The organism is Streptomyces sp. NPDC093085, assembly GCF_040683935.1.
GTDB lineage: Bacteria > Actinomycetota > Actinomycetes > Streptomycetales > Streptomycetaceae > Streptomyces.
In genome coordinates this window covers 101,883-116,926 of record NZ_JBFBFB010000016.1, presented here as the reverse complement: position 1 = coordinate 116,926, position 15,044 = coordinate 101,883, and the positions used below count along the sequence as shown (strand labels likewise).

General features: G+C 68.8%; 13 protein-coding genes. 6 read left to right on the top strand and 7 right to left on the bottom strand.

The genetic code is table 11. The features are described from left to right. Positions 1-16: 16 nt before the first annotated feature. From AB0O07_RS31700 to AB0O07_RS31690, 3 genes are all read right to left on the bottom strand, one after another. Positions 17-1,279, bottom strand: a complete 1,263-nt coding sequence (locus tag AB0O07_RS31700; protein WP_365639847.1) for an MFS transporter — start codon at positions 1,277-1,279, stop codon at positions 17-19. Positions 1,280-1,457: 178 nt separating this feature from the next. Beyond that, a complete protein-coding gene (locus AB0O07_RS31695) occupies positions 1,458-2,540 on the bottom strand; it encodes an inositol-3-phosphate synthase (RefSeq protein ID WP_365639844.1) in 1,083 nt (360 codons plus the stop codon). 58 nt (positions 2,541-2,598) lie between these two features. After that, positions 2,599-3,315 (bottom strand): helix-turn-helix transcriptional regulator, encoded by a 717-nt coding sequence (locus AB0O07_RS31690; RefSeq protein WP_365639843.1) that lies wholly within the window; start codon positions 3,313-3,315, stop codon positions 2,599-2,601. A 381-nt stretch (positions 3,316-3,696) separates the two neighbouring features. Here AB0O07_RS31690 and AB0O07_RS31685 point away from each other — a divergent pair, with 381 nt between their 5' ends. Beyond that, entirely contained in the window at positions 3,697-6,366 is a 2,670-nt protein-coding gene (locus AB0O07_RS31685) for a transglycosylase domain-containing protein (protein ID WP_365639840.1), read from the top strand. Between the two features lie 186 nt (positions 6,367-6,552). Beyond that, complete coding sequence (locus AB0O07_RS31680; protein ID WP_365639837.1) at positions 6,553-8,082, top strand: glycosyltransferase 87 family protein; 1,530 nt, start codon at positions 6,553-6,555, stop codon at positions 8,080-8,082. A gap of 301 nt (positions 8,083-8,383) precedes the next feature. On the opposite strand, the gene AB0O07_RS31675 is transcribed toward AB0O07_RS31680, so the two are convergent. From AB0O07_RS31675 to AB0O07_RS31665, 3 genes are all read right to left on the bottom strand, one after another. Further along, positions 8,384-9,415 carry an alanine racemase gene (locus AB0O07_RS31675; RefSeq protein ID WP_365639835.1) on the bottom strand — a complete coding sequence of 344 codons (1,032 nt, stop codon included), beginning with the start codon at positions 9,413-9,415 and terminating at the stop codon, positions 8,384-8,386. A 175-nt stretch (positions 9,416-9,590) separates the two neighbouring features. Then, on the bottom strand, positions 9,591-10,709 hold the full coding sequence (locus AB0O07_RS31670; RefSeq protein WP_365639833.1) for a peptidoglycan bridge formation glycyltransferase FemA/FemB family protein: 1,119 nt from the start codon (positions 10,707-10,709) through the stop codon (positions 9,591-9,593). A gap of 156 nt (positions 10,710-10,865) precedes the next feature. Beyond that, complete coding sequence (locus tag AB0O07_RS31665) at positions 10,866-11,180, bottom strand: hypothetical protein (RefSeq protein WP_365639831.1); 315 nt, start codon at positions 11,178-11,180, stop codon at positions 10,866-10,868. A 282-nt stretch (positions 11,181-11,462) separates the two neighbouring features. Between AB0O07_RS31665 and rpsF the strand changes: the two genes are divergently transcribed. The 4 genes from rpsF (at position 11,463) to rplI (ending at position 13,161) form a co-directional block, all read left to right on the top strand. Continuing rightward, positions 11,463-11,753, top strand: a complete 291-nt coding sequence (gene rpsF, locus AB0O07_RS31660) for a 30S ribosomal protein S6 (protein WP_006604399.1) — start codon at positions 11,463-11,465, stop codon at positions 11,751-11,753. Between the two features lie 73 nt (positions 11,754-11,826). After that, positions 11,827-12,417 (top strand): single-stranded DNA-binding protein, encoded by a 591-nt coding sequence (locus tag AB0O07_RS31655; protein WP_365639829.1) that lies wholly within the window; start codon positions 11,827-11,829, stop codon positions 12,415-12,417. A gap of 42 nt (positions 12,418-12,459) precedes the next feature. Beyond that, positions 12,460-12,696 (top strand): 30S ribosomal protein S18, encoded by a 237-nt coding sequence (gene rpsR / locus AB0O07_RS31650; protein WP_003967857.1) that lies wholly within the window; start codon positions 12,460-12,462, stop codon positions 12,694-12,696. An 18-nt stretch (positions 12,697-12,714) separates the two neighbouring features. Continuing rightward, positions 12,715-13,161 carry a 50S ribosomal protein L9 gene (rplI, locus tag AB0O07_RS31645; protein ID WP_365639828.1) on the top strand — a complete coding sequence of 149 codons (447 nt, stop codon included), beginning with the start codon at positions 12,715-12,717 and terminating at the stop codon, positions 13,159-13,161. 220 nt (positions 13,162-13,381) lie between these two features. On the opposite strand, the gene AB0O07_RS31640 is transcribed toward rplI, so the two are convergent. Beyond that, positions 13,382-14,719 (bottom strand): MATE family efflux transporter, encoded by a 1,338-nt coding sequence (locus tag AB0O07_RS31640; protein WP_365639826.1) that lies wholly within the window; start codon positions 14,717-14,719, stop codon positions 13,382-13,384. Between the last annotated feature and the right edge of the window lie 325 nt (positions 14,720-15,044).

The following is a 15,044-nucleotide window of genomic DNA, read 5'->3' as shown; positions in this document are numbered from 1 at the left end:
TCCACGAGGCGGTGTTTCACGTGAAACACCGCCTCCGTCGTGTCAGGGCCGCGGCGGCGCCCGCGTAGAGAAGTGCCACCAGCAGTACCAGCGGCGTGGACCGGCCGTCCGGCGGCAGCATCAGTGCGGCCACTCCGGCGGCGCCCACATAGGCGACATTGAACAGAACGTCGTAGAAGGCGAAGACCCGGCCACGGAACGCGTCGTCCACCGACGTCTGCACCACCGTGTCGGTGGAGATCTTCGCGCCCTGGGTGGTGAGCCCGAGGAAGAACGCGGCGGCCATCATCGGCGCGAGCGCGAACGACAGCCCGAGGACCGGTACGAGCACCGCCGCCGCGGTCGCGCAGAGCGCCATCCAGCGGTGCGGGCCGAGCCGGCCCGCCGCCCACGGGGTGAGAAGCGCCGCCGTGAAGAACCCGGCCCCGGAGATACCGAGGGCGACCCCGAGCAGCGCCAGCCCGTCGGACTCCCGCGCCGTCCAGGCGTACCGGCAGAGCATCAGCACCATCACCGTCAGCGCCCCGTAGCAGAAGCGCATCACCGTCATCGCGGCCAGCGCTTCGGCCGCCGCGCGCCGCTCGCCGAGATGGCGCACGCCCTGGGCGAGCCCCTGCGCGGTGGAGGCGAGTGCGGCGCCCAGCCGGGGGCGCCCGGGTATCCGGTCGGGGCCGAGCAGGCCGCGCGACAGCAGGAGCGAGGTGAGCGCCGAGGCGGCGTAGAGGGCGGTGCCCAGCGCCATCGCCGCCGCGTCAGAGCCGGAGGCGGAGAGCCGTACGGCCAGGGCGAGCCCGCCGCCCGCGGTCGCGGCGAGGGTGCCCGCGGTGGGGGAGAGCGCGTTCGCCAGGACGAGGCGCTCGTCGTCGACGACCCGGGGCAGGGCGGCCGAGAGGCCGGCGAGGACGAACCGATTGACGGCGGTCACCGCGAGCGCCGAGGCGTAGAAGAGCCAGTCGGGCACGGAGGCGAGGATCAGCAGGGCGGTGCACCCGGCCAGCAGGGCGCGCACGAGGTTGCCGTACAGGAAGACCTGGCGGCGCTGCCAGCGGTCCAGGAGGACCCCGGCGAACGGGCCGACCAGCGAGTACGGCAGCAGCAGGACCGCCATCGCGGAGGCGATCGCCCCGGGCGAGGCCTGTCTCTCGGGGGAGAAGACGACGTACGCCGCGAGCGCGACCTGGAAGACGCCGTCGGCCGTCTGGGAGAGCAGCCGGACCGCCAGCAGCCGGCGGAAGTCCTTGAGGCTCAGGAGCAGGCGCAGATCCCGTACGACAGGCATGTGGGCCAGCGTCACATACGCCCCGACGGCGCGGACGAGAGGGGCACCGGACCGACGAGGGGGGCACCGGAGCGACGAGAGGGGCACCGGACCGACCGGCCCGGTGCCCCTTCTCGTACGGCGTCCGCCTCCTGCGACGTCCGCTCCGTACGGCGTCCGCGTGGTGCGGTGTCCGCTGTTAGCGCTCGACCTCGCCCGCGATGAACTTCTCGACGTTCTCACGCGCCTGGTCGTCGAAGTACTGCACGGGCGGCGACTTCATGAAGTAGGACGAGGCGGAGAGGATCGGGCCGCCGATACCGCGGTCCTTGGCGATCTTCGCGGCGCGCAGCGCGTCGATGATCACGCCCGCGGAGTTCGGGGAGTCCCAGACCTCCAGCTTGTACTCCAGGTTCAGCGGGACATCGCCGAACGCACGGCCCTCCAGGCGGACGTAGGCCCACTTGCGGTCGTCGAGCCAGGCGACGTAGTCGGACGGGCCGATGTGGACGTTGTCGGCGCCCAGGTCGCGGTCGGGGATCTGGGAGGTGACGGCCTGCGTCTTGGAGATCTTCTTGGACTCCAGGCGCTCGCGCTCCAGCATGTTCTTGAAGTCCATGTTGCCGCCGACGTTGAGCTGCATCGTGCGGTCCAGGACGACGCCCCGGTCCTCGAAGAGCTTCGCCATCACCCGGTGGGTGATGGTGGCGCCGACCTGCGACTTGATGTCGTCGCCGACGATCGGGACACCGGCCTCGGTGAACTTGTCCGCCCACTCCTTGGTGCCGGCGATGAAGACCGGGAGGGCGTTGACGAAGGCGACCTTGGCGTCGATGGCGCACTGCGCGTAGTACTTCGCGGCGTCGTCGGAGCCCACCGGCAGGTAGCAGACCAGGACGTCGACCTGCTTGTCCCTGAGGGTCTGGACGATGTCGGCGGGCGCCTCCGGGGACTCCTCGATCGTCTGGCGGTAGTACTTGCCCAGACCGTCGAGGGTGTGGCCGCGCTGGACGGTGACGCCCGATGCTGGCACGTCGCAGATCTTGATGGTGTTGTTCTCGCTGGCGCCGATGGCGTCCGAGAGGTCGAGGCCGACCTTCTTCGCGTCCACGTCGAACGCGGCCACGAACTCGATGTCCCGTACGTGGTAGTCGCCGAACTGGACGTGCATCAGCCCCGGTACCTTGCCCGCCGGGTCGGCGTCCTTGTAGTACTCGACACCCTGCACCAGCGAGGCGGCGCAGTTGCCCACGCCGACGATGGCTACGCGAACCGAACCCATTGCGGTTGCTCCCTGTGTGTTCTCAGCTACGTGACGAGGCCCCGCGGAGATGCGGGCCTCAGGTGGTGGGGCCGGCGGACGGATCCGGCGGTCCGGGACGTCCCGGGGGCGTACCCCCGGGAGACGCGTCGTCCCGGTGCCGGGGCAGGCCGTCCGCTGCTCCCGATGTGCCTTCCCGCTCGGCGGGCTCCCGGGGGCCGGACCGCATCTGATCCCGCCCCGCCCGCTCGCTCTCGATCAGCTCGTTCAGCCAGCGCACCTCGCGCTCCACTGACTCCATGCCGTGACGCTGTAGTTCGAGCGTGTAGTCGTCGAGCCGTTCACGGGTACGGGCCAGCGAGGCGCGCATCTTCTCCAGGCGCTCCTCCAGCCTGCTGCGACGGCCCTCCAGCACCCGCATGCGCACCTCGCGCTCCGTCTGCCCGAAGAAGGCGAAGCGAGCCGCGAAGTGCTCGTCCTCCCAGGCGTCGGGGCCGGTGTGCGACAGCAGCTCCTCGAAGTGGTCCTTGCCGTCCGCCGTGAGCCGGTAGACGATCTTCGCCCGGCGCCCCGCGAGGGAGGCGGCGAGCGCCTCCTCCGGGGCGCTGCCCGGCTCCTCGATCAACCAGCCGTTGGCGACCAGCGTCTTCAGGCAGGGATAGAGCGTCCCGTAACTGAAGGCACGGAAGATCCCCAGCGAGGTGTTGAGCCGTTTCCGCAGCTCATAGCCGTGCATGGGGGACTCGCGGAGGAGGCCGAGGACGGCGAACTCAAGGATGCCCGAGCGTCTGCTCACCCTCGCCTCCTCTCCGGTCCCGAAGACCTTTCCGGACACTTATGCCGTACCGATGTATCGGCTCGATACATCCCGACGATAGAGCGAGGCCATGGCAGGGACAAGAGAGGCTTGAGTGAACGGCGTCACATCCCCGATTCTCATGATGCAACTTGCCTGATTTAGGGTGAACTTCAGCTCTCGGTGCGTTTTGACCGTGCGTAGTCTGTGCGGCATGCGGACCACCGGGAACCCCTTGACGCCCCTGCGCGTCGAGACTGTCGGCTCGCCGGATGCATACCGGATGAGCCCTACGCAGGGCCGGTCCGTATTCATTTCGGGGGGACCGGAACTCAACTGCCGCTTCCAGGCGTACATGCCTGCCCGAGGAGTAGTCGTTCGATGAGCGAGCACCGTCGCAAACAGTCGCAGCCACCAGGCGGCGGCCGTGCCGCGTCCAGGCGTGCGGCCCAGCAGCCGTCCGGTCGCCGTGCAGCCCCGCACCAAGAGACCACGGTTTCGCAGAGCGAGCCGTATGGAGAGCAGCCCGCCTACGGGGGCCGCGCCGAGGCCAGACGAGCCGCCCAGCGCGCCGGACGCCGGGGCGGCGGTTCCGGCCATGGCTCGGGCGGCGGCGGCCGTCGCGGTGGCGGCGGTGGCGATTACGGCAGCGACGAGCCGTACAAGAAGCGGCTGATCGACTACCCGCGCCAGAACAAGTACGGCTGGCGGCGCTGGATGCCGTCCTGGAAGCAGACGACCGGGCTCACCATCGCCTTCGTCGGCGGGATCCTGGCCGCCGGTACGGTCGCGTACGCCATGGTCGATGTCCCCGACCCGAACAAGGCGTCCGAGGCCCAGAAGAACGTCTACTACTGGGACGACGGCACGCAGATGGCCTCGGCCGACGGCGCGGTCAACCGGCAGATCATCGAGATCACGCAGATCCCCAAGGCGATGCAGAGCGCGGTCGTCTCCGCCGAGAACAAGACGTTCTACGACGACCCCGGTGTCGACTTCAAGGGGATGGCCCGCGCCGTGGTCAACATGGCCAAGGGCGAGAGCACCCAGGGTGGCTCCACCATCACCCAGCAGTACGTGAAGAACGCGCGGCTGGGCGACCAGAGCCAGACCTTCAGCCGTAAGTTCAAGGAACTCTTCATCGCCATGCGTGTCGGCAACGACATGAGCAAAGACGACATCATGGCGGGGTACCTGAACACGTCGTACTACGGACGCGGTGCCTGGGGCATCCAGGCCGCGGCCCGTACGTACTACGGCAAGGACGCCAAGGACCTCAACCCGAGCGAGTGCGCCTTCCTCGCCGCGCTCCTCAAGGGCGCGACGCTCTACGACCCGGCCGGCGCCACCGAGCTGAACCCCCTGGCCACCGCCGAGGGGAACACCAGGCGCGCCAAGATCCGCTGGAAGTCGACGATGGAGGCGATGGTGGCCGACGACCGGCTCGACGCCTCCGCGCTCACCAAGTACTCCGAGTTCCCGATGCCCGACCCGCCGAAGAAGTCCAACGAACTCGGTGGCCAGGTCGGCTATCTCGTCGACCTCGCCAAGGCGAACTTCATCAACAACAACGACCAGGGCTACACCGCCGACGACCTGAGCGCGGGCGGCTACGAGATCCACACGACCTTCAACAAGAAGAAGGTCGAGGCGCTGGAGAAGGCGGTCAAGAAGGTCTACGACGCCAACATCGACCCGGAGAAGCGTCCCGAGACCGACACCCACGTCCAGTTCGGCGGCGCCTCCGTCGAACCGGCCACCGGCAAGATCGTCGCCATCTACGGCGGCGCCGACGCCACCAAGCACTTCACCAACAACGCCGACCAGACCGGCGCCCAGGTCGGCTCGACCTTCAAGCCGTTCGTCCTGGCCGCTGCCATGGAGCACGGCAAGCGCAACCCGAGCCTCCCCGACGAGCAGACCGACGAGCAGCGCACCCCGGTCTCGCCCGACAAGGCCATCTACAACGGCGACAACAAGCTCAAGATCAGGAGGTACGACGGGTCGATCTGGACCAACGAAGAGGACAAGGAGTGGCTGCAGACCAACGACGGCGGCCATTCCTACGGCGACATCAACCTGCGCGAGGCCATGCGGGAGTCCGCCAACTCGCCCTATGTCCAGCTCGGCATGGACGTCGGGGTCGACAAGGTCCGTGAGGCCGCCATCAACGCGGGTCTGCGCCCCGACTCCCTCACCAAGGCCAACGTGCCGGCCTTCTCGCTCGGCATCTCCGACCCCAGCGCCATCCGGATGGCCGGTGCGTACGCGACCTTCGCCGCCAGCGGCAAGCAGCGCGACCCGTACTCCGTCGACAAGGTGCTGAAGGGCGGCAAGACCATCTACCAGCACAAGACGACCGCGACGAGCGCCTTCCCCGCGCAGATCGCGGACAACGTCACCGATGTGCTGAAGACCGTGGTCGAGAAGGGCACGGGCACCAACGCGCGGATTCCGGGCCGCGAGGTGGCCGGCAAGACCGGTACGACCGACGGCAACAAGTCGGCCTGGTTCGTCGGGTACACGCCGCAGCTCTCCACCGCCGTCGACATGTACCGGATGGACGACGACGCCAACAACACCAACCGCCAGTTCGAGAAGATGTTCGGCACCGGCGGCCAGAAGAAGATCCACGGCGCGTCGTTCCCGTCCGACATCTTCAAGGACTACATGTCGGAGGTCCTCAAGGGGGTGACCCCCGAGAAGTTCCCCAAGCCGGAGCCCATCGGTGAGGCCGTCTACGGAGGCGGCGCCGAGTCCCCGTCCCCGACCCCGTCCGAGACCCCGGAGGAGACGCCGTCGGAGACCCCCTCCGAGACGCCGTCCGAGACCCCGGAGGAGACGCCCTCCGACACGCCCACGCCGACGGACAGCTGCACCAAGCTCTTCGGCTGCGGCAACGACGGCAATACCAACCAGGGCAACAGCAACCAGGGCAACACCAACTCCGGCGCGGGAGGTGCCGAGACCCCGTCGTCCTCACCGAGCGACGACCAGACGGCCAGCGACGGCGGCGGAGGAGGCTTCATCCAAGGCCAGAACGGAGGCTGACGCCGCCACCGGCCGAGCCGACCGAGGCAGCCGAAGCCGCCGAGGCCGAAGCCGCCGAGGACGCCGCGAGCGCGACGTACAGGCCGCCGTTCACCGCGAGGGCCGTCGCACCGGATACGTACACCACGTACGTACGGTGCGGCGGCCCTCGCCGTGTCCACAGCGCCATACGGCAGGATGGGCGCCATGCCGAGCACAGAAGAGCACCCCGTGCACCCCGTGCACCAGGACCGGCCGGACGTGGCGCCCACCCGGCGGGACGAGATCGCCGCGGCCGGCAGCGAGCTGATCGGCGGGCCCCTCGGCCGCTGGGCCTGGCCCGGCGGCGGCCGGCTCTCGCCCGTACGGGTCGTCGCCCTGGTGGCCATCGGCATGTTCGCCCTCGGCATGGTGCAGAAGCTGCCCTGCTACAACTGGGCCTGGTTCCGCGGCGCCAGCTCCCAGTACACCCACGCCTGCTACTCGGACATCCCGCACCTCTTCATCGGACGCGGCTTCGCCGACAACCTCGTGCCGTATTTCGACCGGCTCAGCGGCGATATGCAGTACCTGGAGTACCCCGTCCTCACCGGCCTCTTCATGGAGGTCGCGTCCTGGCTCACCCCCGGCGGCTCCCTCCAGTACCGCGAGCAGATGTACTGGATGGTCAACGCGGGCATGCTGATGATCTGCGCCGTGATCATCGCCGTCTGTGTCGCCCGCACCCACCGCCACCGCCCCTGGGACGCGCTCCTGGTCGCCCTGGCGCCCGCCTTCGCGCTCACCGCCACCATCAACTGGGACCTGCTGGCCGTCGCCCTCACCGCCGCCGCCCTGCTCATGTGGTCCCGGAGCCGCCCGCTGGCCTTCGGCATCCTCATCGGACTCGCCACCGCCGCCAAGCTCTACCCCGCGCTCATCCTGGGGCCGCTGCTCGTCCTGTGCTGGCGCGCGGGCCGCTACCGCGCGTACGGTACGGCGCTGTTCGGCGCGGCGGCGGCGTGGCTGGTGGTCAACCTGCCCGTGATGGTGTTCGCCCCCGAGGGGTGGAAGAAGTTCTACACCTTCAGCCAGGAGCGCCAGGTCGACTTCGGTTCGTTCTGGCTGGTCATCACCCAGCGCACCGGCCAGTCCATCGAGGTCACCACCGTCAACACGTACGCCATGGTGCTCATGGTGCTGGCCTGCGCAGGCATCGGCGCGCTCGCGCTCACCGCGCCCCGCCGGCCGCGCTTCGCCCAGCTCGCCTTCCTCGTCGTGGCCGCGTTCATCCTCACCAACAAGGTCTACTCGCCGCAGTACGTGCTCTGGCTCATCCCGCTCGCCGTGCTGGCCCGTCCCCGCTGGCGCGACTTCCTCGTCTGGCAGGCGTGCGAGGTCCTGTACTTCCTGGGCATCTGGATGTATCTCGCGTACACGACCAGCGGAGACGCCCACAAGGGGCTGCCCGCCGAGGGGTACCAGCTCGCGATCGCCCTGCATCTGCTGGGCACGCTCTACCTGTGCGCGCTGGTCGTACGGGACATCCTGCTGCCCGAGCGGGACGGCGTACGCGCCGACGGCACCGACGACCCCTCCGGCGGCGTGCTGGACGGCGCCGAGGACCGCTTCGTCCTCGGCAGGAGCGCGCCGGAGCCGGCCGGGGCGCCCGTCACCCACTTCGGCGGGGTCAGGCTCGAATGGGGCGTACGGAAGAGCCTGCCGTCCGCGCAGGAACGCTCCCCCGACTTCGGCTGAGCACGCCCTGGCCCGGCTCGGGCCGGTCAAGGCCGGCCCGGCTCCGGGGACGACGGAAGGCTCCCCCCGCGTACGGTCGCGAGGGGAGCCTTCGGACGTTACGGTTCCGCGATTCCGCCTTACGGGGCCGACGCGGCCACGGTGGTACGGGCCGACGCGGCCCGAGAGGGCCACCAGGGGCCCGGCGGGGCGGAACGGGGGCCTTCCGGGGTTCCGGGGGCTCCAGGGCGTTCTGGCGAGCCCCCGGTGGCCTCCGGCGGTCAGTGGTCTCGGCACTCAGTGGCCTCGGCGCTCAGCGGCCTCAGCGGTCCACGAGGCGGTCGAACTGCGTCGTCGTGTGGCGCAGATGCGCCACCAGCTCGTCCCCGACCTTCGGCTCCCGAGCCTCCGCCGGTACGAAGAGGATCGACACCTGCATGTGCGGCGGCTCCGCGAACCAGCGCTGCTTGCCGTCCCAGACGAACGGCGACAGATTCCGGTTCACCGTCGCCAGCCCGGCCCGCGCGACGCCCTTGGCCCGGGGCATCACCCCGTGCAGCGCCTTCGGGGCCTCCAGGCCCACCCCGTGCGACGTACCTCCGGCCACCACCACCAGCCAGCCGTCGGAGGCGGCCTTCTGCTGCCGGTAGCCGAACCGGTCACCCTTGGCGACCCGTGTCACGTCCAGCACCGAGCCCCGGTACTCGGTCGCCTCGTGGTCGCCCAGCCACAGCCGGGTGCCGATCCGGGCCCGGAACCGTGTCTGCGGGAACTGCTGCTGGAGCCGCGCCAGTTCGGACGCCGCGAGATGGCTCACGAACATCGTGTGCAGCGGCAGCCGCGCCGCGCGCAGCCGGTCCATCCACGCGATGACCTCCTCCACCGCGTCCGAACCGTCCGTACGGTCCAGCGGGAGATGCAGGGCGAAGCCCTCCAGCCGTACATCCTCTATGGCGGCGTGGAGCTGCCCCAGCTCCTCCTCCTTGACGCCGTGCCGCTTCATCGAGCTCATGCACTCGATGACCACGCGGGCGCCCACCAGGGCGTACACGCCGTCCACGGAGGAGACCGAGCGCACCACCCGGTCCGGCAGCGGCACCGGTTCCTCGCCCCGCCGGAACGGGGTGAGCACCAGTAGATCGCCGCTGAACCAGTCCTTTATGCGGGCGGCCTCGTAGATCGTGCCCACGGCCAGCATGTCGGAGCCGAAACGCGTCGTCTCGTCCGAGAGCCGTTCGTGACTGAAGCCGTAGCCATTGCCCTTGCAGACCGGGACGAGCCCCGGGAACTGCTCGATGACCGACTTCTGGTGCGCCCGCCAGCGCGCGGTGTCGACGTAGAGGGAGAGCGCCATTGCCGGTCCGGAACCTTTCTCTCGGCCGCGGTGTGTTCGGAGTGCCGCGAAGTATGAAGAACGACTGGTCGTACGGGTGTGTACGGTACGGGTGTGTACGAGTGGGGAGGGGCGACCCCACTGATAAGGATCCGCCCCGGGAGTCCGCCGGAAACCTCCGGGGGCACATCTGCCGTCAGCGGCGGGACATGTACATGTCGAGTGCCTTGTGGAGCAGCTTGTTCAGCGGGAAATCCCACTCGCCGATGTACTCCACGGCCTCGCCGCCCGTTCCCACCTTGAACTGGATCAGACCGAAAAGGTGATCGGTCTCGTCGAGCGAATCGGAGATCCCCCGCAGGTCATAGACGGTCGCACCCATCGCATACGCGTCCCGCAGCATCCGCCACTGCATCGCGTTCGACGGCCGCACCTCACGCTTGTGATTGGCCGAAGCGCCGTACGAATACCAGACATGACCGCCGACGATCAGCATCGTCGCCGCCGCCACGTTCTCCCCCTCGTGACGCGCGAAATACAGACGCATCCGATTCGGGTCCTCGGCGTTCAGAACGCTCCACATACGCTCGAAATACGACTGCGGGCGCGGACGGAAATGATCCCGCTCGGCCGTGATCTCGTACAGCCGCTGCCACTCACCGAGATCCTGGTAACCGCCCTGCACCACATCCACACCGGCCTTCTCGGCCTTCTTGATGTTGCGCCGCCACAGTTGATTGAATCCTTTGAGCACATCATCGAGCGAACGATTCGCCAACGGCACCTGGAAGACATAGCGCGGCTGGACGTCCCCGAATCCCGCGCCGCCGTCCTCCCCCTGCTGCCACCCCATCTTGCGCAGCCGGTCCGAGACCTCGAAGGCGCGCGGCTCGATGTGCGAAGCCTCCACATCACGCAGCCGCTTCACATCCGGATCCTGTATCCCCGACTTGATCGCGGCCGCGTTCCACCGCCGGATCACCACCGGCGGCCCCATCTTCACCGAGAAGGCACCCTGGTGCTTCAGATGCGCCAGCATCGGCTGCATCCACTCCTCCAGGTTCGGCGCGTACCAGTTCAGCACCGGACCCTCGGGGAGATACGCCAGATACCGCTTGATCTTCGGCAGCTGGCGGTACAGCACCAGCCCCGCGCCCACCAGCTCGCCGTGCTTGTCGAACCAGCCCAGGTTCTCCGAGCGCCACTCCGTCTTGACATCAGCCCACGCCGGGACCTGGCAATGACTCGCCGCGGGCAGACTCTGGATGTACGCCAGATGCTGCTCACGGCTGATGGTCCTCAGGGTCAGACTCATACGGGGCGCTCCTCGGCAGGTGTGTCCCCATCGATACAGGGGCTCCGGCTCTCGCGCCGAAGCCTACTGCGCCCAAGGAGCGCCCCGTCTGGCGCTCGGCCGGAGCCGGCCGAGATACCCGGACCGATCCCGGAGCACGGTCCGGCCGGCGCGGCCCTACCCGATCACTCCACCGAACAGGCCGCCGTGCGCCATCCCCAGGAAGAACCCGACGGCCGAGGCACCCAGACCAATGATGATCAGGAAGCGTTCACGCGTCGTCACGGAGATGAACTGCCCGTACGCCCCCGTCAGGATTCCGATCAGCCCCGCCCATGAACTGATCAGATGCAGGTGGTGGAAGAACGCCGTGACGAACGCGAGCAGCCCCAGTGCCAGCGTCACCACCATCAGCGTGTCCTGCACCGGATGAGGCTTCCCGTCCGTCGCGAAAAGGGAGGTCGAGGGGTTCGGTCGCATTGCCTGTGCCATCTGGCACCTCCTGGCCTTGCCGGAGGCGGCGCATCGTAGCGCCGCGCACACCCGATGTGTACAGATTGCGCCCGCGGGCGGCAGGATTTCAACAGGAAGCCGCCCTGCGGGTAGTCTGTACGGTCTGCACCGGTGTCTGCCCAGGTCCGCTCAGGGCCCGTACCACGATCCCTCGCCCGTCGAGCCGGATTGTCAGTGGCGGCCGATACCGTTGCTCACGCATCACGACCCTCCTGCCACGGAACGACCGTGGCCGCTGAGTCCAAAGGAGGTGGGTTCCACATGCGTCACTACGAGGTGATGGTCATCCTCGACCCCGATCTGGAGGAGCGCGCTGTCTCCCCCCTGATCGAGAACTTCCTCTCCGTCGTCCGTGAGGGCAACGGAAAGGTCGAGAAGGTCGACACCTGGGGCCGTCGTCGTCTCTCCTACGAGATCAAGAAGAAGCCCGAGGGCATCTACTCGGTCATCGACCTCCAGGCCGAGCCCGCGGTCGTCAAGGAGCTCGACCGGCAGATGAACCTGAACGAGTCGGTCCTCCGGACCAAGGTCCTCCGCCCCGAGACCCACTGAGCCTCCCGCTCAGCGTCACGGGCTCCGAGTAGCAGCAAGCAGCCAGAAGCAATCCCCGCCGAGAGGTTCACCCATGGCAGGCGAGACCGTCATCACGGTCGTCGGCAATCTCGTCGACGACCCCGAGCTGCGCTTCACCCCGTCCGGTGCGGCGGTCGCGAAGTTCCGCGTCGCGTCCACTCCCCGCATGTTCGACCGGCAGACCAACGAGTGGAAGGACGGCGAGAGCCTGTTCCTCACCTGCTCGGTCTGGCGACAGGCGGCGGAGAACGTCGCCGAGTCGCTCCAGCGCGGCATGCGCGTCGTCGTCCAGGGCCGGCTCAAGCAGCGGTCCTACGACGACCGTGAGGGCGTCAAGCGCACGGTCTTCGAGCTGGACGTCGAAGAAGTCGGCCCCAGCCTGAAGAACGCCACGGCCAAGGTCACCAAGACCACCGGCCGAGGCGGCCAGGGCGGATACGGCGGCGGCCAGCAGGGCGGCGGCGGAAACTGGGGCGGCGGCTCCGGTGGCGGCGGCCAGCAGGGCGGCGGCGGTGCACCCGCCGACGACCCGTGGGCCACCAGCGGCCCGGCCGGCGGCGGTCAGCAGTCGCAAGGCGGAGGCAATGGAGGCGGCTGGGGCGGAAGCTCCGGCGGCGGCTACTCGGACGAGCCGCCCTTCTAGGGCGAGTCGTCCCCCACTTCTTGATCACACAGGAGAAACACCATGGCGAAGCCGCCTGTGCGCAAGCCTAAGAAGAAGGTCTGCGCATTCTGCAAGGACAAGACCCAGTACGTGGACTACAAGGACACGAACATGCTGCGGAAGTTCATTTCCGACCGCGGCAAGATCCGTGCCCGCCGCGTCACCGGCAACTGCACGCAGCACCAGCGTGACGTCGCCACGGCCGTCAAGAACAGCCGTGAGATGGCGCTGCTGCCCTACACGTCCACCGCGCGATAAGGGAAGGGTGACCGACACATGAAGATCATCCTCACCCACGAGGTCTCCGGCCTCGGCGCCGCCGGCGACGTCGTCGACGTCAAGGACGGCTACGCCCGCAACTACCTGGTCCCGCGCGGTTTCGCGATCCGCTGGACCAAGGGCGGCGAGAAGGACGTGGCGCAGATCCGCCGCGCCCGCAAGATCCACGAGATCGCCACGATCGAGCAGGCCAACGAGGTCAAGGCCCGCCTCGAAGCCGTGAAGGTCCGGCTGGCCGTCCGCTCCGGCGACGCCGGCCGTCTCTTCGGCTCCGTCACCCCGGCCGACCTCGCCTCGGCGATCAAGTCCGCCGGTGGCCCCGAGGTCGACAAGCGCCGTATCGAGCTGGGCACCCCCATCAAGACCCTGGGCGCCCACCAGGTCTCGGTACGCCTCCACCCCGAGGTCGCCGCGAAGCTCGGCATCGAGGTCGTCGCCGCCTAAGCGACACGCTCACCAGAGCACCACGAGAGGGCCGTACCCCGTAAGGGATACGGCCCTCTTCTCGTTCCCGGCTTCCTCTTGCCGCTGTTTTCACCGCTGCCCGCTGCCCGCTGCCCGCTGCCCGCTGCCCGCTGTCGGGTGTCGGGTGTCGGGTGTCAGGTTTCACGTGAAACATGGCGTGTGCCCGTTTCACGTGAAACGAGCGCCCGGCTTCCCCTTGTCACCGCGCCGCACCGGTCACCAGCCACCGCCCCGAACGGGTCCGCAGCCAGAGGGTCACCAGACGAACGCCCATCATCAGCCCCATCGCCCACCAGAGAGCCGTCAGGCCCCCGCCCACGACCGGCACGAGCAGGGCGACCGGGGCGAACACCGCCAGCGTCACCAGCATCGCCCCCGCGAGATACGGCCCGTCCCCCGCCCCCATCAGCACCCCGTCCAGTACGAAGACGATCCCCGCCACCGGCTGTGTCACCGCCACCACCAGCAACGCCGGCACCAATGTCCCCCGTACCGAGGGATCCCCGGTGAAGAGCGGAAGGAACAACGGGCGCGCGCCCACCAGCAGCACCCCCAGCACCACCCCCGACACGATCCCCCACAGCACCATGCGACGGCAGACCGCCCGAGCACCCTCCGTGTCCCCCGCACCCAGACAGCGCCCTATGATCGCCTGCCCCGCTATGGCTATCGCGTCCAGCGCGAAGGCCATCAGGCTCCACAGCGAGAGCAGAATCTGATGCGCCGCGATATCGGCATCCCCGAGCCGCGCCGCGACCGCCGTGGCGATCATCAGCACCGCGCGCAGCGAGAGCGTACGGACCAGCAGCGGCACCCCGGCCTGCGCACTGGCCCGTATCCCCGCCGCCTCGGGCCGGAGCGAGGCACCGTGGCGCCGCGCCCCGCGTACGACGACCAGCAGATAGACGGCGGCCATGGCGCACTGGGCGATGACGGTGCCCCAGGCGGAGCCGGCGATGCCCAGCCCGGCTCCGTAGACCAGCACGATATTGAGCACCGCGTTGGCGCCGAACCCGCCGATGGCGACGTACAGCGGTGTACGGGTGTCCTGGAGCCCGCGCAGGACGCCGGTGGCGGCGAGCACCACCAGCATGGCCGGGATGCCGAGGCTGGATATCCGCAGATACGTGAGGGCGTACGGGGCCGCGGTCTCCGAGGCGCCGAAGAGGCCGATGAGCCAGGGGGCGGTGGGCAGTGTGACCGCGATGACGGCGGCGCCGATCATCAGCGCCAGCCAGATCCCGTCCATGCCCTGGCGGATCGCGGCGGGCAGATCGCCCGCGCCGACCCGCCGGGCGACGGCCGCGGTGGTGGCGTAGGCGAGGAAGACGAAGACCGACACGGCGGTCGTCAGCAGGGCCGCCGCGATGCCCAGTCCGGCGAGCTGCGGGGTGCCGAGGTGGCCGACGACGGCGCTGTCGAAGAGCACGAAGAGCGGTTCGGCCACCAGCGCGCCGAAGGCCGGGAGGGCGAGCGCGAGGATCTCCCGGTCGTGCCGCCGCCGTCCGGTCGTGGAGGCTGTGGGGGCCTGTGTCATGCGCTCAACCCAATCTTCCACAGGTAAGTGATGAAAGCCGTTCAGGATCCTTACTCTAACCGTCGGTGAAGGATCGGTTGTGCGTCGGTTCCGCTGATCTTGGCCCAGTCGGGAAAGTTTTTCTCCTGCACAAGCGGTGGACGGAAAAATGCCAGGTCAGCGTAGGTGCGAAAGGGTGGCTATGACTTTGTCCACAGCGCTGTCCCCCGGTCCGTGCACAGGTTCACGCGAGTTCTCCACAGCATCTGGTCTTTCGTCCACACGGCCTGTGGATAACAAGATTGGCTGACGTCGCCGGCGGGCCTACCGTGGACCGGCGTCCGAC

Bases quoted from the DNA above. Each gene is read 5' to 3' on its own strand.
- AB0O07_RS31700 (WP_365639847.1), bottom strand. From the start codon at position 1,279: ATGCCTGTCGTACGGGATCTGCGCCTGCTCCTGAGCCTCAAGGACTTC.
- AB0O07_RS31695 (WP_365639844.1), bottom strand. From the start codon at position 2,540: ATGGGTTCGGTTCGCGTAGCCATCGTCGGCGTGGGCAACTGCGCCGCC.
- AB0O07_RS31685 (WP_365639840.1), top strand. From the start codon at position 3,697: ATGAGCGAGCACCGTCGCAAACAGTCGCAGCCACCAGGCGGCGGCCGT.
- AB0O07_RS31680 (WP_365639837.1), top strand. From the start codon at position 6,553: ATGCCGAGCACAGAAGAGCACCCCGTGCACCCCGTGCACCAGGACCGG.
- AB0O07_RS31675 (WP_365639835.1), bottom strand. From the start codon at position 9,415: ATGGCGCTCTCCCTCTACGTCGACACCGCGCGCTGGCGGGCGCACCAG.
- AB0O07_RS31670 (WP_365639833.1), bottom strand. From the start codon at position 10,709: ATGAGTCTGACCCTGAGGACCATCAGCCGTGAGCAGCATCTGGCGTAC.
- AB0O07_RS31665 (WP_365639831.1), bottom strand. From the start codon at position 11,180: ATGGCACAGGCAATGCGACCGAACCCCTCGACCTCCCTTTTCGCGACG.
- rpsF (WP_006604399.1), top strand. From the start codon at position 11,463: ATGCGTCACTACGAGGTGATGGTCATCCTCGACCCCGATCTGGAGGAG.
- AB0O07_RS31655 (WP_365639829.1), top strand. From the start codon at position 11,827: ATGGCAGGCGAGACCGTCATCACGGTCGTCGGCAATCTCGTCGACGAC.
- rpsR (WP_003967857.1), top strand. From the start codon at position 12,460: ATGGCGAAGCCGCCTGTGCGCAAGCCTAAGAAGAAGGTCTGCGCATTC.
- rplI (WP_365639828.1), top strand. From the start codon at position 12,715: ATGAAGATCATCCTCACCCACGAGGTCTCCGGCCTCGGCGCCGCCGGC.
- AB0O07_RS31640 (WP_365639826.1), bottom strand. From the start codon at position 14,719: ATGACACAGGCCCCCACAGCCTCCACGACCGGACGGCGGCGGCACGAC.